The sequence below is a fragment of the Microlunatus soli genome (assembly GCF_900105385.1).
Lineage (GTDB): Bacteria > Actinomycetota > Actinomycetes > Propionibacteriales > Propionibacteriaceae > Microlunatus > Microlunatus soli.
Genome location: NZ_LT629772.1, coordinates 4,926,593 through 4,947,699, shown reverse-complemented (window position 1 = coordinate 4,947,699; position 21,107 = coordinate 4,926,593). Strand labels below are relative to the sequence as shown.

General features: G+C 66.8%; 23 protein-coding genes and 1 tRNA gene. 8 read left to right on the top strand and 16 right to left on the bottom strand.

Features of this window, described 5'->3' with window-relative positions:
* Positions 1 to 4: 4 nt before the first annotated feature.
* Together BLU38_RS22645 and BLU38_RS22640 are read right to left on the bottom strand one after the other, a co-directional pair.
* Positions 5 to 679 (bottom strand): ferritin-like domain-containing protein, encoded by a 675-nt coding sequence (locus BLU38_RS22645; protein ID WP_091527636.1) that lies wholly within the window; start codon positions 677 to 679, stop codon positions 5 to 7.
* Positions 680 to 813: 134 nt separating this feature from the next.
* Positions 814 to 1,560: a sortase gene (locus tag BLU38_RS22640; protein WP_091527635.1), complete on the bottom strand. Its 747-nt coding sequence runs from the start codon at positions 1,558 to 1,560 to the stop codon at positions 814 to 816.
* Positions 1,561 to 1,813: 253 nt separating this feature from the next.
* Here BLU38_RS22640 and sigK point away from each other — a divergent pair, with 253 nt between their 5' ends.
* The 4 genes from sigK to BLU38_RS22620 all read left to right on the top strand — a co-directional run bounded on the left by sigK (position 1,814) and on the right by BLU38_RS22620 (position 4,568).
* A complete protein-coding gene (gene sigK / locus BLU38_RS22635) occupies positions 1,814 to 2,458 on the top strand; it encodes an ECF RNA polymerase sigma factor SigK (RefSeq protein ID WP_091527634.1) in 645 nt (214 codons plus the stop codon).
* Positions 2,455 to 3,207, top strand: a complete 753-nt coding sequence (locus BLU38_RS22630; protein ID WP_091527633.1) for an anti-sigma factor — start codon at positions 2,455 to 2,457, stop codon at positions 3,205 to 3,207. The genes sigK and BLU38_RS22630 overlap by 4 nt, the downstream gene beginning before the upstream one ends.
* 184 nt (positions 3,208 to 3,391) lie before the next feature.
* On the top strand, positions 3,392 to 4,144 hold the full coding sequence (locus tag BLU38_RS22625; RefSeq protein WP_091527632.1) for a 3-hydroxybutyrate dehydrogenase: 753 nt from the start codon (positions 3,392 to 3,394) through the stop codon (positions 4,142 to 4,144).
* A gap of 28 nt (positions 4,145 to 4,172) precedes the next feature.
* Positions 4,173 to 4,568, top strand: coding sequence for a PRC-barrel domain-containing protein (locus tag BLU38_RS22620; protein WP_331715049.1), 396 nt, complete (start codon positions 4,173 to 4,175; stop codon positions 4,566 to 4,568).
* Positions 4,569 to 4,610: 42 nt separating this feature from the next.
* Here BLU38_RS22620 and BLU38_RS22615 read toward each other — a convergent pair whose 3' ends face one another.
* On the bottom strand, positions 4,611 to 5,627 hold the full coding sequence (locus BLU38_RS22615; protein ID WP_231919992.1) for a hypothetical protein: 1,017 nt from the start codon (positions 5,625 to 5,627) through the stop codon (positions 4,611 to 4,613).
* Between the two features lie 112 nt (positions 5,628 to 5,739).
* On the opposite strand from BLU38_RS22615, the gene BLU38_RS22610 reads away from it, so the two are divergent.
* Positions 5,740 to 6,387: a TetR/AcrR family transcriptional regulator gene (locus BLU38_RS22610; RefSeq protein WP_197679819.1), complete on the top strand. Its 648-nt coding sequence runs from the start codon at positions 5,740 to 5,742 to the stop codon at positions 6,385 to 6,387.
* A 92-nt stretch (positions 6,388 to 6,479) separates the two neighbouring features.
* On the opposite strand, the gene BLU38_RS22605 is transcribed toward BLU38_RS22610, so the two are convergent.
* Positions 6,480 to 6,552: transfer RNA gene (locus BLU38_RS22605), tRNA-Ala, on the bottom strand.
* A gap of 72 nt (positions 6,553 to 6,624) precedes the next feature.
* On the opposite strand from BLU38_RS22605, the gene BLU38_RS22600 reads away from it, so the two are divergent.
* The gene (locus tag BLU38_RS22600; RefSeq protein WP_091527629.1) at positions 6,625 to 7,290 is read left to right on the top strand and encodes an SGNH/GDSL hydrolase family protein; all 666 of its coding nucleotides are present in this window, start codon (positions 6,625 to 6,627) and stop codon (positions 7,288 to 7,290) included.
* Positions 7,291 to 7,336: 46 nt separating this feature from the next.
* Here BLU38_RS22600 and BLU38_RS22595 read toward each other — a convergent pair whose 3' ends face one another.
* The 5 genes from BLU38_RS22595 to BLU38_RS22580 are packed head-to-tail and all read right to left on the bottom strand — an operon-like array spanning position 7,337 to position 9,911.
* On the bottom strand, positions 7,337 to 7,972 hold the full coding sequence (locus BLU38_RS22595; protein ID WP_157683622.1) for a histidine phosphatase family protein: 636 nt from the start codon (positions 7,970 to 7,972) through the stop codon (positions 7,337 to 7,339).
* A complete protein-coding gene (gene rsfS / locus BLU38_RS22590) occupies positions 7,969 to 8,337 on the bottom strand; it encodes a ribosome silencing factor (protein ID WP_091527627.1) in 369 nt (122 codons plus the stop codon). The genes BLU38_RS22595 and rsfS overlap by 4 nt, the downstream gene beginning before the upstream one ends.
* Positions 8,334 to 9,098 (bottom strand): nicotinate-nucleotide adenylyltransferase, encoded by a 765-nt coding sequence (gene nadD / locus BLU38_RS22585; protein WP_407939622.1) that lies wholly within the window; start codon positions 9,096 to 9,098, stop codon positions 8,334 to 8,336. Before nadD ends, rsfS begins: the two co-directional genes overlap by 4 nt.
* 34 nt (positions 9,099 to 9,132) lie before the next feature.
* Positions 9,133 to 9,297 (bottom strand): hypothetical protein, encoded by a 165-nt coding sequence (locus tag BLU38_RS30995; RefSeq protein ID WP_157683621.1) that lies wholly within the window; start codon positions 9,295 to 9,297, stop codon positions 9,133 to 9,135.
* Between the two features lie 11 nt (positions 9,298 to 9,308).
* Positions 9,309 to 9,911, bottom strand: a complete 603-nt coding sequence (locus BLU38_RS22580; protein WP_172836201.1) for a TetR/AcrR family transcriptional regulator — start codon at positions 9,909 to 9,911, stop codon at positions 9,309 to 9,311.
* A gap of 46 nt (positions 9,912 to 9,957) precedes the next feature.
* Here BLU38_RS22580 and BLU38_RS22575 point away from each other — a divergent pair, with 46 nt between their 5' ends.
* Positions 9,958 to 11,166, top strand: coding sequence for a DUF418 domain-containing protein (locus tag BLU38_RS22575; protein WP_091527625.1), 1,209 nt, complete (start codon positions 9,958 to 9,960; stop codon positions 11,164 to 11,166).
* On the opposite strand, the gene BLU38_RS22570 is transcribed toward BLU38_RS22575, so the two are convergent.
* Positions 11,141 to 12,394 (bottom strand): glutamate-5-semialdehyde dehydrogenase, encoded by a 1,254-nt coding sequence (locus BLU38_RS22570; RefSeq protein WP_091527624.1) that lies wholly within the window; start codon positions 12,392 to 12,394, stop codon positions 11,141 to 11,143. The genes BLU38_RS22575 and BLU38_RS22570 overlap by 26 nt on opposite strands.
* A gap of 78 nt (positions 12,395 to 12,472) precedes the next feature.
* On the bottom strand, positions 12,473 to 13,159 hold the full coding sequence (locus BLU38_RS22565; RefSeq protein WP_091527623.1) for a hypothetical protein: 687 nt from the start codon (positions 13,157 to 13,159) through the stop codon (positions 12,473 to 12,475).
* Between the two features lie 571 nt (positions 13,160 to 13,730).
* Here BLU38_RS22565 and BLU38_RS22560 point away from each other — a divergent pair.
* Entirely contained in the window at positions 13,731 to 14,690 is a 960-nt protein-coding gene (locus BLU38_RS22560) for an ABC transporter substrate-binding protein (RefSeq protein ID WP_157683620.1), read from the top strand.
* Here BLU38_RS22560 and BLU38_RS22555 read toward each other — a convergent pair.
* From BLU38_RS22555 to BLU38_RS22535, 5 genes are read right to left on the bottom strand one after another with little or no spacing between them, the layout of a single operon-like run.
* A complete protein-coding gene (locus BLU38_RS22555) occupies positions 14,678 to 16,915 on the bottom strand; it encodes an FAD-dependent oxidoreductase (RefSeq protein ID WP_091527621.1) in 2,238 nt (745 codons plus the stop codon). The genes BLU38_RS22560 and BLU38_RS22555 overlap by 13 nt on opposite strands.
* 5 nt (positions 16,916 to 16,920) lie before the next feature.
* On the bottom strand, positions 16,921 to 17,907 hold the full coding sequence (locus BLU38_RS22550; protein ID WP_091527620.1) for a MurR/RpiR family transcriptional regulator: 987 nt from the start codon (positions 17,905 to 17,907) through the stop codon (positions 16,921 to 16,923).
* 14 nt (positions 17,908 to 17,921) lie between these two features.
* Complete coding sequence (locus BLU38_RS22545) at positions 17,922 to 19,298, bottom strand: hypothetical protein (protein ID WP_231919991.1); 1,377 nt, start codon at positions 19,296 to 19,298, stop codon at positions 17,922 to 17,924.
* 38 nt (positions 19,299 to 19,336) lie between these two features.
* Positions 19,337 to 20,161, bottom strand: a complete 825-nt coding sequence (locus tag BLU38_RS22540; RefSeq protein WP_091527618.1) for a carbohydrate ABC transporter permease — start codon at positions 20,159 to 20,161, stop codon at positions 19,337 to 19,339.
* Positions 20,154 to 21,107, bottom strand: coding sequence for a carbohydrate ABC transporter permease (locus tag BLU38_RS22535; protein ID WP_091532972.1), 954 nt, complete (start codon positions 21,105 to 21,107; stop codon positions 20,154 to 20,156). Before BLU38_RS22535 ends, BLU38_RS22540 begins: the two co-directional genes overlap by 8 nt.

Genomic DNA, 21,107 nt, shown 5'->3' with positions numbered 1-21,107 from the left:
GCGGTCAGCTCTTGATGAACGGCTTCGCCGCGGCCAGCACCTGGTCCATGGTCATCCGCTTTTCGAACGGCTCCGGGAACGGGTCGCCCTCGATCAGGTAGGCCAGAACTGCGGCATGTCGGGACTCGACGCCCGCGATCGACGCGGCAGCGGCAAGGATGTCGCCGTCCTTCACTCGGGCGACCTGACCGTGGTAAGCCGTGACACCGAGCTCTTCGAAGGTCGAGGCCGTCTTCAGGAACTTCGATCGACTGGTGAACGTCCCTTCGGGATACTTGAACTTCGGTTTGTCGACGGCCTTACCACCGAGGTCCTTGATCGTCGCCTTGACCGCCTTCACGTGCTCCTGCTCGTGATCACGGATCGGCTTGATCAGCTCCAGCGCCCGGCCGGACAACGCGTCGCCCTGAATCCCCTGGGTGTAGAAGTCGGCTTCCAGGTATTCCAGCGTGAGCGCGTAGTTGAGGATGTCCAGATCGTTGGTCTTGGAATCACCCCAGGCCCGCGAATCCATCCGGGTCGCGGCTGCGAGGGTCGATCCCGCACCGATCACCGCGGCGGTCTTGAGGAACCGCCGGCGCACGTCGTTGTCACGGAAATTGATCACCGGCTTGCCGTCGAAGACTTCCGGCGGCCCGTCCTGCGGTGATCCGCCCGCAGCGCTTACTTGATCAGTCATGTCAAACAACTTCCTCTTCGTGTGTACGGATCCTGATGTTCGGATCTGGACCATCTGTGGTCCGATTGCCAGCACCTGCGCGCTCGGTGGTCACCCCCTTCTTTGTCCCCGTACGGTCCGCGTCGCGTCGGTGGTCACTCGGCCTCAGCTCGGACGACGATGCGGTAGATAGGATTGCCCTCCGGATGACAGGCGAACAAGGTGATCTGCTTCGCGTTGTCGTCACTGGGCTGCTCGACGACGAAGTCCTTGAACTTCGCCTCCGGGACGATGGTGGTCTTCTGCACCCGGTAGCTGACCGGGTCCTCCTTGCCGTAGGTCGAGATGATCTTGTTCCCCGGCTTCAGCAGGTTGAGGTACTTGAACGGTTGGGTGTGGGTGTTGCGGTGACCGGAGATCACGGCATTGCCCCGATGGCCCGGCATCGGCGTCCCCGGCCAGTGCCCGGGCCCCTTCTCCAGCGTTTTGGCGAAAACGCCTTCTCCGTAAGGGACATCGAGGTTGATCGCCGGCACCCGGAGCCGGCCGAGTTTGACGTACGGCCCCGGTTTGGTCTTGACGGCGGAAAGATCCGCGGGCGAGACCGGTAGGTCGTAGCCGATGCTGCCCTGCGACGACATCCTCTCGGTCACGTCCCGGACGGCCTGATCGTCCGGCGCCTCGTCCGCCGGTGACGCCGCGCGGCTCGAGCCGCTGTCCGGACCGGGCGACTCCAACTGCCGCAACACGGTGGGCTGTTGGGCGTCGGCACGTCCGGTGATCGAGTCCCACGGAATCAGCCACGGGCCGACGGCGACGACGGCCAGGATCGGTCCGCCGATGAGGATCCGCTTCCACCACCGTGGTCGGCGCTGGTTCGGTTGGGGACTGTCGATCGACATCTGCGGCTCCTCCGGGTCGGAACGGTGTCTGCGTGTCCGTGCCTTCTGGGAGCTGTTCGGTGACGACGGTCGACCGGATTGGTCGGCTTTCCGGGCAATCCGAATCCGCCTCCGTGGCGAACACCTGGCGAGTGCCGTTCGGGATGGAGGTGACCGTGAGGTGCAACAGTCGGGACCGACCGCGGCATCGCGCCACAGAGCAGGCCGTACGATGCCCCCTGACGTTGATGTCGACGGACAGGGTTCGGGGACGATGAACCTGTTCGTTGTTCCGGATGGCCCGCCCGATCCCGACAGCGGTGCGGCCGATGCCGATCGGGCCCGCCGGCCCGAGGCTGGAGGCCGGATGGATGAGGACCTGCTCGCCGACCTGGTACGGCGGTCAGCACTCGGGCACGAGGACGCCTTCGCCGAGCTGTACGACCTGACCGCGTCCCGGGTCTACGGAGTGATCCTGCGGGTGCTGCGGTCGTCGGATCAGGCGGCGGAGGTGACCCAGGAGGTGTTCGTGGAGATCTGGCGGACCTGCACTCGCTATCGCCTCGACCGGGGCACCGTGCTGACCTGGATGCTGACGATCGCGCATCGCCGCGGTGTCGACCGGATCCGCTCGGCTCAGAGTCGGACCGACCGCGAGGAGCGCTACTCCCGGCAGACGATGGCCGAGCCGCGGGATGATGTTGCCGAGTCGGTCGAACAGCGGTGGGACACCGATCGGGTCCGGGCCGGGTTGGCGCAGCTGACCGAGTTGCAGCGTGAGGCCGTCACGTTGGCCTACTTCGGTGGCTACAGCCAGAGCCAGATCGCCGGCCTGTTGGAGATACCGCTCGGCACGGTGAAGACGAGAATGAGAGATGGCTTGATCAAACTTCGAGACGCGCTGGAGGTGCGAGCATGACCGATCATGATCCGCACCAGCTGCTGTCCGGATATGCGTTGGACGCCCTCGACCCCGAGGATCGCGCCCGTTTCGAGGAGCACCTGGACTCCTGTGACGACTGTCGTCGCGAACTCAGCGAATTCGGCCCGGCGATCTCGGAGTTGTCCGCGCTGAGCGACACCGCCCCGCCGCCGCAGCTGCGGACCGACGTGCTGACAGCGATCGGCCAGGTCCGGCAGGAGGACCCGGTCCCGGCGCACGGCGAGCAGCCCGTCCCGTTGAACCGGGCACGGCCGGGCCGCGGCCGGTTGGTCCGTTCGGTGACGGCACTGATCGGTGCTGCCGCTCTGGTGGCGGCGGTGGCCCTCGGTGGTTGGGCGTGGGGCCGGCACCGACTCGCCGAGCAGCAGCGAGCCGACGGTGTGGCGATCTCCCGGGTGCTGTCCGCACCCGATGCGCGCACCTACCGGCAGACCGCTCCGAACGGGATGCGGATGACCTACATCGTCTCCGAACAGCGCAACGCCGCGCTGGCCGTACCGTCGGAGGTCACCGCCCCGGGGGTGGACCGCACCTATCAGCTCTGGACGGTGACGGTTCGCGGGGGCGACAAGGTCTTTCGCCCGGATCGGACGTTCGCTGCCGACGCAGGTCCGATCCTGCTGACCGGGGACATCCGCTCGACGGCGGCGGTCGGTGTCACACTCGAACCGGAGGGTGGGTCCTCGACGCCGACCGGCGATCCGTTCGCGGTGCAGTCCTTGTGAGCCGGATGGCCTGAGCCGGGACAAGAATTCGGCCTCCTCCGAAACCCCGAGGAGGCCGAACCCCTTGCGGCGGTCGCGGGCTGTCGCCCGTATCGCTTGCAATGCTTCACCACCGGCCAGTGGCGCGTCTAAGGCTTAGTGTGTCCCTCCTCACAACGAACGTCAAGAGTGCGAAGGAGACCCGATGGCATCCCGAGGACTGGCCGAGCGGACGGCAGTGGTGACCGGCGGTGCGAGCGGTATCGGAGCCGCGATCGCCACCGCCTTTGCCGATGCCGGCGCCCGGGTGACGGTGGCCGACATCGACGGCGATGCTGCGGAGGCGATGGCAGCCACGATCGGCGGCACGCCGTGGCGGATCGACCTCTCCGCGACCGAGGCGCTGGAGGATCTGCACCTGGATTGCGACATCCTGGTCAACAATGCGGGTATCCAGCGGGTCAGCCCGATCGAGGAGTTCGATCCGGCGATGTTCCGTCGGATCATCACGATCATGCTGGAGGCACCGTTCCTGCTGGTCCGGGCCGCGCTGCCGGCGATGTACGCCCGGGGTCACGGTCGAGTGATCAACATCTCCAGCGTGCACGGCCTGCGAGCCTCGGCCTACAAGTCGGCGTACGTCGCCGCCAAGCACGGTCTGGAAGGAATGTCGAAGGTGACCGCCCTGGAGGGCGGGCCGCACGGGGTGACCAGTAACTGCATCAACCCCGGCTACGTCCGGACTCCGCTGGTCGAGGGCCAGATCGCCGATCAGGCCCGGCAGCATGGCATCGCCGAGTCCGACGTGCTGGAACGGGTGATGCTCACCGAGTCCAGTATCAAACGGCTGGTCGAGCCGACCGAGGTCGCGTCGCTGGCGGTATGGCTGGCCGGGCCGGATGCGGGCATGGTGACCGGAGCGTCCTACACCATGGACGGTGGCTGGAGTGCTCGCTGATCCCAGATGAGCCGGGTTGCTGAGTACGATGCGAAATCATCGGGGATCCGTCGAACAAGGGAATCAGATGTTTGAAGCAGATGACATCCGCGACTGGAGAGGTGAGCCCGTCGTGGACGAAGACGGCTCCAAGATCGGCAACCTGGAGGGTGTCTACTACGACACCGCAACCCAGCAGGCATCTTTTGCCACGGTCAAGGTCGGATTCCCCGGCGGTGGACGACTGATCTTCGTCCCCCTCGACGGCGCGCGGGTGTCGCCCAAACATGTCCGGGTGCTGACCGACAAGAAGACTGCCAAGGACGCTCCGGCGATCGACACCGACGGCGAACTCGATGCCGCCCTGGAGCCGGAGATCTTCTCCCACTACGGGATCGCCTACCAACCCGGCGCGTCCGGTGAGCGCCGTCTCGGACGCCGCTGAGCGAACCCGTCGCAGGACCGGCCCGAGCTGGCCGGCGCCTGCTCAACCCTGAGCGTAGAACTCGGCAACCGCGGCGAAGGCAGCTTTGGGTTCCCACGGCATCCCCGGATAGCTGCTACCGGTCCGTTCCTCGAGGACTTTGACGATGCCGAAGCTGGCGAGATCCAGGTCGTCGCGCGGGTCGCCGTCGGGACGATGCGGAAGGTTGTCGAGGGCGAAGAGGAAGACGAAGGCACTGTCCACTCCCTCGCTGTCGAAGATCGCCAGCAGTTCACCGAGGTAGCCCGCCTGACCGGCCTCGTCGCGTTCGACGACGTCGCTCAGTCGGGTCGGTGCCCCGGTCTCGGGATCGTTCTCGATGATCTCCATGCTGCGCGGAGCCAGGTCGCCGGCGCCTCGCCAGGTGGCGGCGCCGAAGCCGGTGATGGCGACAGGTTTCGAACTCTGCGCAACCAGGGTGCGCACACCGGATCGGAAGATGTCGGCGACGGCTGCGGAGCGGATGAGTTCCACCGTCACGACGTCGAACGGGTCCCAGTCGACGGCTTCGAACTGGATGGCGGCGTAACTGACCGGCCCACGGAAATACTCTCTGACGGCCGTCACAGCTTCGGCGAGAAAGGCATTGAGTCGCCGACTCACTCCGGCGAGCCGCTCGGCTCGCCCTTCGGCAGTGGCCAGCAGCGTGGACAGCCGCGCGTTGACACCGTCGCCGTCGATGAACCCACGATTCATCACGCTCAGCTCGACACCGGCGACGAACACGATGTCCGCGCCGGCCACCCGAAGCCGCTCGGCTCGCTCGGCGCAGTCGGTGAAAAGGTCGAGGATCTGGTCGGTGGTCTGCTCCAGTGGGTACGGGGAGAACCAGACCTCCATCCCGAGTTCTGCCGCGAAACCGGCCGCGATCTCCAAACGTTCCGGGTCGCCGCCGACGAGCTGAACGGCGTTGCAGTTCAGATCGTTGCGGATGATCCTCAGTTCCTCCTCGACCCGTGCTGCGTCGAAGACCTCCCGGGAGTTGCTGCCGTGACGGACAAAGCCCGTGTCGTAGGTCATGCCCCTGCCTCGCATCTCGTGATGCTCCTTCCGTCGAGTGGTGCCACGACTCTACACAAAACTGCGCGCACGCAAATTTGCTGGCGCGCATGTGGGCTGCGACACTGAGGACGTGACCGAGGACGACATCGGACTGCGGGAGCGGAAGAAGCAGGCCACCCGTGTGGCACTGCGCGACGCCGCGCTGCGCCTCGCGCTGGAACGTGGCCCCGACAACGTCCGTGTCCACGACATCGCCGAAGCGAGTGGCGTCTCGCCGAGGACGTACAACAACTACTTCTCGAGTCGGGAGCAGGCGATCGTCGCCGCCATCACCGCGGACCGGGAACAGCGCATCGTGACCGCGATTGCCACCCGGCCGGACGAGATCAGCCTGTCCGAGGCGGTGATCAGCGCGATCGTCGAGCAATACGCCGACCCCGGGGATCAGGCACGGGACGTGCTGTTGATGATCACCACCAGTCCCGCTCTCCGAGAGTCGTATGCAGACAGCGTCGCGATCAGCGAGCGGCCGCTGGCAGACGCGCTCATAGAGCGCGCACCCGACATCGATCCACTGACCGCACGGGTGCTCGCTGCCGGCGTCGGTGCGGCCGCACGAGTGGCCATTCACGACTGGCTGACATCGGTTGCGGTATCCGCATCGAGCACCGGATTCGTCGTCCCCGCCGGCTCATTGGCCGAGCGGATGCGGGCCGCCTTGCTGCCACTCGCGCCAGCATTCGAGGCTGCCGTGAAACGGGCGAGTCTGCCGCACTGACCCGATTCCGACATCGTCTCCGACACCCCGACAGAACGAAGGAGCCCCGCCTCGCGATAACGCGAGACAGGGCTCGAACCTCGACTCTCCTGTGGAGCTTAGGGGATTCGAACCCCTGACCTTTTCCATGCCATGGAAACGCGCTACCAACTGCGCCAAAGCCCCTTGAACAGCGGATGCGATCTTAGCGTGCACCTGCCGCGGATGCGAAATCGGGGTGACCGGTAGCGTACGGACATGGCCGACGACGTACGCAGGATCATGTGTTTCGGGGATTCCCTGACCTGGGGCTGGGTGCCGGTGCCGGGTGGGGCGCCGAGCGAGCGCTACTCCCCCGACGTCCGCTGGACCGGTGTGCTGAGCCGCGAACTCGGCGCCGACACCGTGATCATCGAGGAAGGACTGAGCGGGCGGACCGTCGCCGGTGATCACACCGACGACCGACTGGCCGCCGCCGACTATCTGCCGGCTGCGCTGGCCAGTCAACTGCCGCTCGATCTGGTGATCATGATGCTCGGCACCAACGACACCAAGGCCTTCTTGCATCGGGAGCCGATCGACATCGCCGCGGCGATGTCGATCCTGGTCGGCCAGATACAGGGCTCGACCGGCGGTGTCGGCACCGAGTATCCGGCACCGAAGCTGCTGCTGGTGGCGCCACCGCCGCTGACCGAGATCCCGCATCCGTGGTTCGAGGCGATCTGGGTCGGCGGCCGGCAGAAGACCGAGGCGCTGTCCGGTCTGTACGCGGCGCTCGCCGACTTCACCGGCGTCCATTTCTTCGACGCCGGCAGTGTGATCAGCACCGACGGCGTCGACGGGATCCACTTCACCGAGCAGAACAATCGCGATCTCGGAGTTGCCCTCGCTCCGGTGGTCCGGGAGTTGCTGTCCGGAGGTTGAGTTCGGCCGTTCGACAGGCTCCGGGACCTTCGACAGGCCCAGGGAGCTAGGCGACGCGGTCGTCGTCGGGGACGCTGAGTTCGGCCTGCAGGTTGTAGTTGGCGATGTACCAGTGCCCGAGCGGGTGCCGGTCCAGGATCACCCAGGCGCAATTGCGCAGCCCACCGAGGGCGGTGTGGTCGATGCCGAGGAATTCGGCGATGCCGACCCGCCCGGCCAAGCCGTGCATGGTGGCGACCACCACCGCCTCGTCGTCGGCCCGCTCGACGATCTCACTGAACGCTGCCGCGACTCGTGCCGCGACCTCACTGGTCAGCTCGCCGGTCGGTGAGCGCCGGACGTCCAAGCCCTTGGCCACCGCCTCGACCGATTCGGGGTCAACCTCGCGGGCCTGGTCGACGGTCAGCCCTTCCCAGCTGCCGACGTGGATCTCCCGGAGCCGTTGATCATGGACCACCGTGAGGCCGGTCTCGGCAGCCAGGGCCTGCGCGGTGGCCGCGGCTCGAGACAGGTCGCTGGCGACGATCGCGGTCGGCTCCAGGTCCTTGATCATCTTCGCCGCAGCGGCGGCCTGCCGCTGACCGAGTTCGTCCAGCGGGATGTCGGCCTGCCCCTGGTAGCGGCCGGTCGCGTTCCATTCGGTCCGGCCATGCCGCCAGACGATCAGCCGGCGGGCGGTCACTGCTGCTCCTCGAGATCGAGATCGATCTCCGGGCAGTCGTGCCAGATCCGTTCCAGGGCATAGAAGGTGCGTTCCTCGACATGCTGCACGTGCACCACGACATCGAGGTAGTCCAGCAGCACCCAGCGCAGTTCGCGGTCACCTTCGCGGCGGACCGGTTTGGCGTCCAGGTCGCGGAGCCGCTCCTCGATTCCGTCGACGATCGCGCCGACCTGCCGTTCGTTGGTCGCACTGACGACCAGGAAGACGTCGGTGATCGCCAGTTGGTCCGACACGTCGTAGGCGACGATGTTGGCGCCGAGCTTGTCCGAGGCCGCTGCCGCGGCCGCCTTGGCCAGTTCGATGGCGCGTTCGGTGGCAGTCAGAGTATTCCCCCTCGTTCGGTGCCCGATGCTCGTTCGATGTCGGGTAGGCGATTGGCCGGCAGACCAGAGCCGCCACCGGCCGGCGCCGTCTGATGGCCGGCATGGTCGGGCTCGTCGTCGTGGTAGAGCCCGCGCTTGGCGATGTACTGGACGATCCCGTCCGGCACCAGATACCAGATCGGGTCACCCTCGGAGACACGATCCCGACAGCCCGTGGACGAGATGGACAGCGCTGGCACCTCCATCAGGGTGAGCCGCCCCTCCGGCACCTGCTCCTTCGGCGGCACGCTCAGCTCGTGCCCCGGCCGGGTGACGCCGACGAAGTGCGCGAGCCCGAAGAGTTCCTCGACGCCGCGCCAGGTGAGGATGGCCGACAGCGCGTCGGCGCCGGTGATGAAGAAGAAGTCGACATCGTCGCCGCGTTCGGTGCGCAGGTCACGCAGCGTGTCCACGGTGTAGGTCGGCCCGGGTCGGTCGATGTCCACCCGGCTGACGGTGAAGCGCGGATTGGACGCCGTGGCGATCACCGTCATCAGGTAACGGTCCTCGGCCTCGGACACTTCGCGGGCGTCCTTCTGCCACGGACGTCCGGTCGGGACGAAGACGACCTCGTCCAGGGCGAACCGTCGAGCCACCTCGCTGGCGGCGACCAGGTGGCCGTGGTGGATCGGGTCGAAGGTGCCACCCATCACCCCGAGGCGATAGCGGTGGCGCGGCGGGCGGTTGCGATCTCGTGCCAGCCCTGCGGTGCGTTCGGTCACGTATGTACGGCGATGGTGCGCCGAGCCCGAGGGCTCAGCTGTGCGGCCGGCCCTTCCCGATCGAGAGGACGACGGCCAACATCGCCAGCAGGCAGAGGAAGGCGATCAGTCCGAAGATGATGGGGTGGACTGGCAGTTCGGTCTCCATCGCGGCGATCTGCAGCGCGATGGGGGTGGTGAGGGCCGAGCCGAGCGTCATAGCTGGACAGCCTACCGTCCCGTACCGAGGACTTCGCGCAGGCGTCGGTCGAGCAGCCGTTCGGCCCGGTCCCGCGGCATCCGGTCCGGCTCGGTGACCAGGGCCGCCGCCAACCCGTCCAGCAGGCCCAGCAGGTCGGCGGCCATGTCCTGGCGCCAGTTCGGTTCGCTGTCCGGCCGACACTGCCGCAGCAGTTCGGCGATCAGTGCTTCGATGTCCCGCCAGTCCTTGGCGTGCGCTGCGGCCGCCTGCTCGTCGACGGCGGCCCGGGCCAGCCGCTGCAGCCAGATCACCGTCCCAGGGCGCCGTTCCTCCCCGGCGCCGAGCAACTCGGTGAGGACCGCGCGCAGCAGCAGCTCCGGATCCTGCTGGCCCTCGGCGTTGCACTGCAGGCGAGCGGTGAACTGGTCAGAGACCCGGTCCATCGCGGCCGCCAGCATCGCCGACTTCGTCGGGAAATGGTGTTGCACCGCGCCGATCGACACCCCGGCAGCGGTGGCGACCCGCCGGACGCTGACGCCCTCGAACCCGTCGGCCAGCATCAGCTCGACGACGGCATCGAGCAGCCGGTCCCGGGGAGCGGCAGTCGATTCGGGCTTGGATGCGTCGGGCATGGGCCAGATCCTCTCACCAATACGGTCGTATTGTACGCTGGATGTCATGACGCCTCCTGCACAGCGCCTCCGTTCCCTCGACGTCCTGCGCGGCCTGGCGATTCTCGGCACCCTCGGCACCAATGTCTGGCTCTTCACCAATCCGTACGGCCTGCTCGGCTACCTTGCCGCACCGATCCCGCCGGGCACGCCGGCCGGCTGGGCAGCGATCGGCCAGGTGCTGCAGCAACTCGCCCAGGGCAAGTTCCTCGGGCTGCTCACCCTGATGTTCGGGATCGGACTGGAGATCCAGCGGCGGTCGGCGATACGGCGCGGTCGGCCCTGGCCGGGCCGCTATCCGTGGCGGGCGGCGCTGCTGTTGTTGGACGGGGTGCTGCACTACGTCCTGGTGGTCGAGTTCGACGTCCTGATGGGATACGCGGTCACCGGTGCGGTCGTCTCCTATCTGGTGGTGACCAGTGATCGAGCTCAGCGGACCTGGATGATCGTCACCGGATCGGTGCACGTGCTGGTGATCAGTGCCTTGACGGTCCTGTTGATCACCCAGCCCGGAACTGCCGCTTATCCCCCGATGCGGACCAACGTCTACGCCGAGGGCAGCTGGTGGGACCTGCTGCTGCTCCGGGTCCAGAACCCGGGGATCTTCCGACTCGAGCCGATCCTGATCACCGGCTATTCGATCTTCATGTTCCTGCTCGGCGCGCGGCTGCTCCGCGCCGGCGTCCTGGAGCCGGCCGGCGCGATGCTCCGTCGGCGACTGATGATCATCGGCGGTGCCGGCTTCGTCGTCGACTTCGTGATCCAGGTGGTCGGCGGCTCGGACGGCGTACTCTTCGGTCGATACACGACGGCCGCCCTGGTCTCGCTCGGGCTGCTCGCGCTGGTCACCGAGATCGTGCTGCGGACCCGGGCCGGTTGGTTCAGCCGCCGCCTCGAGCAGATCGGCCGGATGGCCCTGAGCAGCTACGTCGCCCAGAACCTGATCGCGTCGATCCTCTGCTACGGCTGGGGATTCGGCCTGGCGACCAGGATGTCGGACGAGTGGCGGGTCCCGGGGACGATGATCATCTTCGCCGCCACCGCGGTCCTGATCGCACTGTTCGCAGCACTCTGGCAGCTGCGCTTCGCCCGTGGTCCGGTCGAGCTTGCCTGGACCTGGTGCTACGACAAGATCAACAGTGGGTTGGACCGGGTGCTGTCGAAGCCGCAGCCGGAGCGCGAAGCCGTCGTCAGCGGATCTGACCGGCTCCGCTGACGACGAATTTGGTGCTGGTCATCTCCGGCAGCCCCATCGGTCCCCGGGCATGCAGCTTCTGGGTGGAGATGCCGATCTCGGCGCCGAACCCGAATTCGCCGCCGTCGACGAATCGGCTGGAGGCGTTGACCAGCACCGCGGCCGCGTCGATCTCGGCGACGAACCGGGCGGCCGCCGACTGGGAGTCGGTGACGATGGTCTCCGAGTGCCCGGTGCTGTAGCGCCGGATGTGGTCGATCGCGTCATCCAGGGAGTCGACCTCGGCGGCGGCGAGATCGAGGGAGTTGTATTCGGTGCCGAAGTCCTCGTCGGTGACCGGGACAACGGTGCCGTAGCCGGCCACCCGTTCATCACCGTGCACCGTGACGCCGGCCTCGGCGAGCCGGCGCAGCGCTGCCGGCAGGAAGTCCTCGGCGATCTCCCGATGCACCAGCAGCGTCTCGATCGCATTGCAGACGCTCGGCCGCTGCACCTTGGCGTTGATCATGATCTCCAGCGCCATCTCGGTGTCGGCGTCGGCATCGACATACAGATGACAGTTGCCGACCCCGGTCTCGATCACCGGCACCCGGCTGTTGCCGACGACGTGATCGATCAGCCCTGCACCTCCCCGCGGGATCAGCACATCGACCAGGCCACGGGCCGCCATCAGCTCATCGGTCACCGTTCGCGGCCCTGGCACCAGTTGGACGACGTCGGCGGGCAGGCCGGTGGCCCGGATCCCACTGCGCAGCGCGGTCACCACGGCGGCATTGGAAGCGGCGGCCGAGGACGAGCCGCGGAGCAGCACGGTGTTACCCGACTTCAGACAGATCCCGGCCGCGTCGGCGGTCACGTTGGGACGGGCCTCGTAGATGATGCCGACCACCCCGAGCGGGACCCGGACCTGTCGCACCTGGACGCCGTTCGGATTGGTCCAGCCGCGCACGACGTCACCGATCGGATCGGGCAGCCCGGCCAACGCGCGGAGTCCGTCGGCCATCCCACCGACCCGCCCCGGGTCCAGTCGCAGCCGGTCGACCAGCCCCGGTGCCGTCCCTGCCTGCTCGGCGGCGGCGACATCGGACTCGTTGGCCGCCAGGACCGCGTCCTCGGCCTTGGCCAACGCATCGGCCATGGCGTGCAGCGCGCGGTCCTTGACACCGCGATTCGCGCCGGCCAGCGAACGGCCGGCGATCCGGGACCTGCGGGCGAGATCGGCAACGGCGGCCGGGTTCTGTTCGGTCACCCGACAATTATCACCGTCCGACACCGCTCGGCAGCAAACTCCCCCGAGTTGTCAGGCGGTCGTTGCGCGATGGCCCACCTACGTTCTGACAACTCTGGTGGCGAACGGCCTCGGCCGTACGCCGGAGCGGCGCAGCGCGTAGCAGCCCAGGTTTGCCGTGGTCAGCACGATCAGGAAGCCGGCGACCAGCTGGTTGGAGATGTCGTCGGCAAGCAGTCCCCAGCTGAACCAGAGCAGCTGGCCGATCACCCCCATCGCCAGGTACGGCACCGAGATGGCGGAGATGTCGCGGCAGACCATCAGGCTGCGCAGCTGCAGCAACTGAGCGACCGACGCGGCGATGAAGACCGCAACCGCGAACGCCAACGACCCGACGGTCGCCGCCAGCGTGAGGGCGACCAGCGCGGCCGCCGCCGGCAGGCAGAAGGTGCGGATGATCGCACCGCCGTCCAGTCCCCCGAACCGGCGGCGGACCACGCCGCCGGACAGCGGGCGACGATCCCGTTCGATCATGATCAACATGCCGGCCGCGCAGACCGAGACCAACAGACACGGCAGCCAGAGATTGATGTGGTGGGTGATGGCGCCGTAGGACACCCAGGACAGGTTGCTGGCCAGGCTGGACTGCCAGGAGAGTCGGGAGATTCCGGCGGTGGAGCGGGTCCGGGCGACCCGCGCGATCAGCGGCAGGGCGACGCAGGCGCCATAGACACCGGCCGTCCAACCAAGGACATCGACGATCACTTCGATCTTGCTTTCTGCCACCCCCGGTGGCCGACGAACACTCTGCTGGGCTGTGAAGTTGGGCCCGTCCCGGTCGCGTTCACATCGGCTTCGACGAGGGCGCAGTTGATCATGGGCGCACCGTGCGGAGCGTCCTGGATGATCATGGTGAGCAGGGCGCACGGACCCGTGCCGTGGCGCGCAAGAGCGCGCGACGGCATAGCTGTGTGCACTGCCCGTTCCGGGCTGGGAAATGTGGTTCTCCGGGTAGCCCGGAGGGATGTGGGGTCGGCGCGAGCGCCGGGTTTCGTCGCCCCGTTTTCGGAGAACCCGATCGATTTCGACGTCGAAATAGTAGGGCCGCGACAGCCGGCGGATCAAATCGGATCCGGCCGATGTCGTGCACATCACATCGGGCCGTCGATCCCTGTGTCAACAGGGATCTGGGCCGTCATCGTCGGCCTTGCCACCGGTTGCCGGCAGCGGCTGCCGGCTGCTCGATCCCGATTGTCGAACACGCCACCCACGGCCACTCGTATCATGCTAACTTAGGCTGACCTAAGTTGATCTTGTCTGGGGGTTCATGGTGAAGCGACGGCAGATGGTCGGGCTGATGTCGGGAATCGTCTTGCTGACGGCAGGCTGCAGCAGCGGGGCCGGTTCGGAGACCCCGCAGACAGCCACCGGATCGGCGGGTGGCGGATTCCCGGTGACGCTGCCGTCGGTCAACGGACCGATCACGATCGACAAGCAGCCACAGCGGGTGGTGCTGCTCAACGACCAGTTGGTGGAGACCGCGGCCGCGATCGGACTCACCCCGATCGGCGGGCCGAAGCCCGGCACACCCTTGGGCCCGTGGGCCGACGGGAAGATCGACCAGCAGAACAGCGCCGTGTACGCGATCCCACCGTTCGACGGCATCCCGGCCGAGAAGGTCGCCGGCTATACACCTGACCTGATCATCGGCAGCGACTACCAGGTCGACGCAGCGACCTATGCCAAGCTGAAGAAGATCGCGCCGACCGTGGTGCTGGCGCTGAACACCGACGACAACGCCGAGGTGCCCACCTGGCAGTCCAGCGCACTGACCATCGGCAAGGCGACCGGCCGCGCCGACCGGGCCCGGCAGGTCGTCGACCAGGTGCTGGCGAAGATCGCCCGGGTCAAGCGCGACAACCCGCAGATCGCCGGCAAGACCGTGCAGCTGGGCAACTTCCTCAGCTCCTCGGAATTCGTCTGCACCAACAGCGACAGCGCGTCCTCGGCACTGTTCCTGCGCAGCCTCGGACTGAGGCTGGCCAAGCTACCCGGAGCCGGCTCCGAGCCCCGGGTCGTGCTGTCCAAGGAACGCTTCACCGATCTGAACGACGTCGACCTGGTGATCATGGGATCGAGCAGCCCCGAGCTGGCCGCGAAACTGGCCAAGGATCCGATCTTCAGTCGACTGACACCGGTGCGGAAGAAGACCGCCGACCAGGTCGACCTGACCTGGGTGACGGCCTACAACATTCCTACCGTGCTGAGCATCCCTGCCCTGTTGGACGACCTCGAGCCGTACCTTCAGCGGCTCTGACCGTAGGCGCGGATCGCCACCACGTGCGCCTGGTCGGCGCCGTTGGTCGCACTGACGACCACCCGGATCCGATCGGTACCGATCGGATCGGCGAACCGGTGCCGTCCGTGCCGGCGATGGTTGCCCTCGACCGACGCGACCGACTGCCACCGGCCGTCGACCCGAGCCTCGACCCGATAGTCGCGGACGACGCTGGGCAGTGCATCGAACGGCGTCCGATGGTGATGCAGGTTGATCAGGTCCTCCTCGACGTCGTCATCGAAGATGATCACCAGCTCGGCGATGCTCTGTGGTTGGTCCCAGCCCAACTCGATCCACGGTTCGGGATCGAGCGCGAGCGATTCCGAGGACCACAGCTGCGGGCCGCCGTAGGGACGGGCGTAGCCGCCGATCACCTGCTCCGGTTCGAACACGTCGGTCGGCTCGAGCAGCCGGTGACACAGGCCCTGGCGATGCAGCACCTGCTTCCAGCTGCGGAACTGCTCGGTGTACTGCTCGTCGGCAGCCGGCTCGCGATGCCCCAGCAGGATGCTGCCGGTGACCCTCTGTTCGGCGGTGTGCACCGAGATCGCGGGGTTGGCGGCGAAGACCAGGAACGCGTTCTGCGGCTGCTCGGGGGTCCAGTCGAGCTCGAAGCGGACCCACTGCTTCTCCCCCGCCGGGACAGCAACGGTGGTCTTCTCGATGAGCTTCAGCGGCAGGTAGTTCTGCGGCTTGAGCGGATCGTGCAGCTGACAGCCGAGCTCGGTGTCCTCGTCGGCGTCCAGCAGCACCTCGATCCCGCCGAACCGTCCCCCTACCGGCACCACCATCCCGAGCGCGGCGTCCAACCGATACCGGTCGGCGGGCTCCTCCACCGACACCCGGCGCAGCACCGACGACGCCGACGCACGAGCGGTCAGGGCAAGATCATCGGGATCGTCGTTGCGGACCCCGAGGGTGGACGCATCGGCCCGCAGCATGGCCCGACGGACGCGGTAGAACTCTTCGTGCCCGAGCTGCCGCGGGGTGAACCCGTCCCGGGCTGCGACCGAGGCGCCGATGCCGGCGGCCTCGCCGATCACCGCACAGGTCGCCATCACCCGCGTGGTGCCGAAGGCGACATGCGAGGCGCTGATGTTGCGGCCGGCCATCCACAGGTTGCCGACATTGATCGAATACAGGCTCCGCAACGGGATGTGGTAGTTGCCGTCCGGGTGCCAGTGCTTGGATCCGCGTTCGGTGGCGTAGACACCGCCGGGCGGGTGCAGATCGATCGACCAGCCGCCGAAGGCGACCCGGTCTTCGAAGGGGGTCTGTCCCAGCACATCGGCCTGGGTCAGCACATGATCACCGATGAAACGGCGATACTCCCGTTTGCCGGGCACCGAACCGATCCACTCCAGGGTGAGATTGTCGGCATCGAACTCGCCGGAGTTCTTGATGTAGTCCCAGATCCCGTACACCACGCCTTGCAGTTCGTCGCGGACCTGTTCGTTGTCATCGACGACGTCGTACTCGCCGCCCCACTCGATCCACCAGAAGGCGCAGCCGTTCATGTCGGTGCGGATCACCCGGTGCTCGGGGATGCCGGCGGCCACGATGTCCTTGGCGAAGGACGGCGGGACGAACTTCGACGGCTGGCCGATGTCCTTGCTGTAGAAGAGGATCGTGCTGCCCAGCGTATTGTTGTCCGGCACCTCCGGCGCCCAGGACTCGTCGTAGACGGAACGGGCTTCACGGCCGGTGCGATACTCCGCGCCGGCCAGCAGGCCGATCAGACCGTCACCGCTGCAGTCGATGAACTGGTCACTGGTGAAGGTGATCAACTTCTCCGAGCCCATCTGCCAGCCGGTGACGGAGTTGATCACCCGCGCATCGTCGGGGCCGTCGGCGGCGACTTCGCGGACGTCGGTGTTCAGGTAGAGCGTGATCCTCGGCTCGGCCCGGACCGCCTCCAAGACCGTCAGATCCCAGTAGTACGGATTGCCTTCGGGATTGACGAACTGGTTCTCCACGAAGAGTTCGCCCATCACGCCGGTCTCCCGGGCGAAGTGTTGCACCCCGTGGGCGGTGGCACCGCAGACCCAGACGCGGACCTCGCTGGACGAGTTGCCGCCCAGCACCGGCCGATTCTGGATCAGCGCGACCTCGGATCCGTTGCGGGCTGCTCCGATGGCGGCGCAGACGCCGGCCAGGCCGCCGCCGATCACGGTGATGTCGCTGTGTACGGACTCGGTCTTCATCGTTGTCATCTCCGGTCGGTCGGAAGGGGTTCGTCGATCTCCACCCGCAAGGTCTGCGGCAGAGTTGTCGGCAGGTCGTCGATGCCGGTCTGGCCGGCAGCCGGGCCGGCGAACGGGTGCTCGGGGCCATACGGGTTGTGAGCGGCGACCCGATCGGGAACTCGCTGGGCGACCAGCACGAAGAGCAGTCCGGCGGTCAACACGTCACTGGCACGGCCGGCGAAGAACTCGGTCCAGATCCGCCCGTTGCGGGTGCCGGTGAACAGCACGATGTCGCCGGCCCCGGCCACCGCGGAATCGACCTCGCCGGTGATCACCACGGTGGTCGCCCCCTGTGCCGACGCCAGCCGGACGAATTCCTCGGCGATCGGGTCGTTTCCGGACCGAGCCACCACGATGCCGACGTCGCCGGTGGACAGCAGCCCGGCTCCGATCCGAGAGGACTGGTTGCCATCGTGGAACCAGACCGGGACCCCGATCCTCAGCAGCCGGATGGACAGCTCCTGCGCCGGGATGGCGTCGCCCCACTCGCCGTAGACGTGCACCCGCTCGGCCGCCGCGATCGCATCGGCCGCCCGCTCGACCGCCGCCAGGTCGATCGAGGCCAAAGCATTGCGGAGTGCGTTCACCTCGGTACTGGCCAGCACATTGAGGACCTTGTCGGCCGGATCGCCCGGTGCGATCGCCGAGCCGATGTCGGATTCCCAGGCCGATTGGGCGGCCCGTCCCGATTCCCGCGCGATCGCTGCCCGGAGAGCCGGGTAGCCGTCGAAGCCGAGGTGGGTGGCGAGCCGGGTGACGGTTGCCGGCGCGGTGTCGGCGGCCGCCGCCAACCGGGTGATCGAACCAGCAGCGATCTCGTCGGGAGAGGTGAGGATCGTCCGCGCCACCCGTGCGGTGCCACCGCGCAGCCGTGGCAACGCGTCGGTGATCAACTGCAACGGGTTCGCCGGCTGCGCTCTGGTCTCCGACCCCGGTGTGTGCTTGGCCACCCTGCCTCCTGTGATCAGGTGTAGATGAATTGTGCCGTTGCGACGGTGTCGGTGTCACTGACCAGTCGCACCCAATGAGCACTGAATCCGGCCGGAAACACGTGGCTCGCCGTCCGTCCGGGAGGGACGACCAGGTCCTCGGTCCGGCCGAACCGACCGTGTCCGGCGAAGTCGATCTCGATCGTGATCGTCGCGGCCAGGTCTCCGAGGTTCTCCACGTGCAGGCACTTGTTGTCGAAGCCCGTCATCAGGTACGGGTCGGAGGGCACACCGGCCCGCACCTCCGCCTGCCACCATGGTCCGCCCCACCCACTCGGCTTGCCGTAGCCCCACAGGTCATCGGTCTTGCCGAACCAGAGACCGGACTGTGGCTCGGCGGTGTACGGATTGAGCCCATGACTGGGTGAGGCGTTGTCGGCACCGAGCACCAGCATCCCTTGCCAGGAACAGAAATCACCGAGCACACTGAGGTGGGTGGAGATCGGCCGGACACCCCAGACCCGACCGCCGTAGGCCCACGGCGACAGCTCGTAGAACATCCCGTGGTGATCCATCAACAGCCGTTCGTGCTCGGTCTCCCGGATCCGCGGCCACTCCGTCTGCCATTTGTGGTCGAAGCAGTGTGAGGCCTTCGGCAGCCGATAACGCGTCCAGCTCAGGTCGGCTTCGGTGAACACCTCCAGGATGGCCGACGCCTGGTCCCAGCCGGTGGCGAAGATCGTCCCGCCGAACTCGTGCCGGCCGCCGATCGCGGTGAACGGCAATCGCTCGATGATCGTCCAGCGGCTGCCGTCGTACTCGGCCAGCCGGCCGCGGCTCTGCCGGCCGGCCCATTCATCCTCGCCGTACTCGTTGGAGCAGATCACCAACCGCCCGAAGCTGGTGTAGCAGTCCTTGTAGTGCACCTTGAACTCACCCTCGGTGCCGAGCTCGTCGTTCAGATCCCACAGTTGGGTGGCGGTGTAGTCGATCAGGTCGAGTTCGAAGATCTCTCCCTCCATCGCCAGGACGTAGACCCGGGTGTCGGGATCGGTCAGGTGCCGCGCGGTACCGCAGAGTCGGTGCGGCACCAGTTCGTCGATGGTGATGATCTTGTGCTCGGCGGTGATCACGTGCGGCCCGAGGACGAGTTGCGAGGTCGGGAAATGCACGAACCGGTTGGTGTAGGTGCCGTCCACACCGAGCGTCTCGGGAACCACCTCCATCGTCAGGTCCGCGGCGATCCGGCGCAGGCTCACCCCGCTGCCGCTGTCGGCCTTGTGGGAGTTGTAGTTCTGGACGTAGAGGTAGCTGTTCCAGGGGATCAGGGAACCGACGCCGATCTCACTACGCGGCGGACCGAAGTCGCCGACCTGGGCGACCGACGGCACGATTCCGGAGAAGTTGAGCACGCAGCTTCCTTTCGCGGGTGACGATGAGGCCGAGGTCATCATTTGATTCCGGTGTGAGTCATGGCAGCGACGAACCTGCGTTGCAGCAGGACGAAGACGATCAGCACCGGGACGATCGAGACGACCGAGGCGGCCATCGACAGTCCTGGATCCATCTGTCCCTGCTCGTCGACGAAGTTGGTCAGGCTGAGCGGCAGCGTGTACACGTCGGGGTTGCTGATCAACACCAGCGGGGACTCGTAGTCGTTCCAGGACCAGACGAAGGCCAGGATGCCGAGCGCGCTCATCACTGGCGCGGCCAGCGGCAGATAGATGGAGGCGAAGATCCGGAACTCGCCGGCACCGTCCATCCGAGCCGCTTCGGCGAATTCGGCCGGCTGGCTGATGAAGAACTGCCGCATCAGGAAGGTGCCGAGCACGGTGAACATACCGGGCAGGATCAGCGACCAGAGGGTGTCGTAGAGGCCGATCTTCTGGAAGTAGATGAACCGTGGCACCAGCAACAGCTGGGACGGGATGATCGCGGTGGCCAGATAGAGCAGGAAGATCTTCTCCCGACCGCGGAAGCGGATCCGGGCGAAGGCGTAGCCGGCCATCGTCGCCGTGATCAGTTCACCGCCCACCCGCATGAACGCGACGAAGATCGAGTTCAGGAACGCCGGCAGCACCGAGGTCTCGCCGACCAGCACCTCGGCGTAGTTCTTCCACTCCGCAGGCTTCGGGATCCACTCCATCGGGATCCGGTAGGCATCGACACTCTGTTTCAGCGATGTGGACAGCATCCAGGCGAACGGTGCCAGAAAGGCCAACGCCAGGATCCACAGCGGGATCCCCCACAGCCAACGGCGTTTGCGGTCAGTCATGGAGTGCCTTCCCGCGTTGGGCCCGCCAGGTCAGCAGGGTGAGGACGAGCACCCCGGCGAAGGTCACCAGGCCGATCGCCGAGGCATAGCCGAACCGGTAGAACTGGAAGCCGTTCTGATACATGTAATAGGACAAAGTGGTCGTCGAGTTGCCCGGACCGCCGGAGGTGATCAGGGCGATCACGCCGAAGCCCTGGGACGCGCCGATGAACAGGGTGACCAGCAGGAAGACCGTGGTCGGCAACATCGCCGGCCAGGTGATCATCCGGAATTTCGCCCAGACGCCTGCCCCGTCGACGTCGGCGGCCTCGTACAACTGGGTCGGTGCGTCCTGCAGAGCCGACAGATAGATCAGCGAGGCATAGCCGACACTCCCCCAGATCGCCATCAGGATCAGGGCGGGCAGCGCCCAGTGCGAGGAGGCGAACCAGCCGGGGAGATGTTGCAGACCGAAGAACGACAGCACCTGGTTGATCAGTCCGGCCCGAGGGTTCATGATCATCAGCCAGGTCATGCCGATCGCCACCACACTGACGATGTAAGGCATGAAGAAGATCGCCCGCAGGGCTGCGCGACCGGGCAGGTCCCGATTCAGCGCCAGCGCGAGGAACAGTCCGAGCACAACCGTCACCGGGACGCTGACACCGGCGTAGATCACCGTCAGCAGCAGCGCGTTCCAGAAGCCGGGGTCGCGGGCGATGCTGACGAAGTTCTGCAGGCCGATGAAGTGGATCCCGTCGATGCCGGAGACCACGTTCCAGTCGGTGAAGGCCAGCACCACAACCGAGACCAACGGAATGATCGTGAAGGCGAGCACCCCGATCAGGTTCGGCGCGATGAAGGCCAATCCGACCCAACCACTGGGCTCGGAACGATTCCGACGCGACCGGTCGGCGGGACCGGCGGTGTCGACCGATGTCGGGCGAACGGCTGTGGAGGCGACCAT

What these genes read in the sequence shown, in the direction of transcription:
- BLU38_RS22645 (WP_091527636.1), bottom strand. Translation starts at nt 679, where the DNA reads ATGACTGATCAAGTAAGCGCTGCGGGCGGATCACCGCAGGACGGGCCG.
- BLU38_RS22640 (WP_091527635.1), bottom strand. Translation starts at nt 1,560, where the DNA reads ATGTCGATCGACAGTCCCCAACCGAACCAGCGCCGACCACGGTGGTGG.
- sigK (WP_091527634.1), top strand. Translation starts at nt 1,814, where the DNA reads ATGAACCTGTTCGTTGTTCCGGATGGCCCGCCCGATCCCGACAGCGGT.
- BLU38_RS22630 (WP_091527633.1), top strand. Translation starts at nt 2,455, where the DNA reads ATGACCGATCATGATCCGCACCAGCTGCTGTCCGGATATGCGTTGGAC.
- BLU38_RS22625 (WP_091527632.1), top strand. Translation starts at nt 3,392, where the DNA reads ATGGCATCCCGAGGACTGGCCGAGCGGACGGCAGTGGTGACCGGCGGT.
- BLU38_RS22620 (WP_331715049.1), top strand. Translation starts at nt 4,173, where the DNA reads ATGCGAAATCATCGGGGATCCGTCGAACAAGGGAATCAGATGTTTGAA.
- BLU38_RS22615 (WP_231919992.1), bottom strand. Translation starts at nt 5,627, where the DNA reads ATGACCTACGACACGGGCTTTGTCCGTCACGGCAGCAACTCCCGGGAG.
- BLU38_RS22600 (WP_091527629.1), top strand. Translation starts at nt 6,625, where the DNA reads ATGGCCGACGACGTACGCAGGATCATGTGTTTCGGGGATTCCCTGACC.
- BLU38_RS30995 (WP_157683621.1), bottom strand. Translation starts at nt 9,297, where the DNA reads ATGACGCTCGGCTCGGCCCTCACCACCCCCATCGCGCTGCAGATCGCC.
- BLU38_RS22580 (WP_172836201.1), bottom strand. Translation starts at nt 9,911, where the DNA reads ATGCCCGACGCATCCAAGCCCGAATCGACTGCCGCTCCCCGGGACCGG.
- BLU38_RS22575 (WP_091527625.1), top strand. Translation starts at nt 9,958, where the DNA reads ATGACGCCTCCTGCACAGCGCCTCCGTTCCCTCGACGTCCTGCGCGGC.
- BLU38_RS22560 (WP_157683620.1), top strand. Translation starts at nt 13,731, where the DNA reads ATGTCGGGAATCGTCTTGCTGACGGCAGGCTGCAGCAGCGGGGCCGGT.
- BLU38_RS22555 (WP_091527621.1), bottom strand. Translation starts at nt 16,915, where the DNA reads ATGAAGACCGAGTCCGTACACAGCGACATCACCGTGATCGGCGGCGGC.
- BLU38_RS22540 (WP_091527618.1), bottom strand. Translation starts at nt 20,161, where the DNA reads ATGACTGACCGCAAACGCCGTTGGCTGTGGGGGATCCCGCTGTGGATC.
- BLU38_RS22535 (WP_091532972.1), bottom strand. Translation starts at nt 21,107, where the DNA reads ATGGTCGCCTCCACAGCCGTTCGCCCGACATCGGTCGACACCGCCGGT.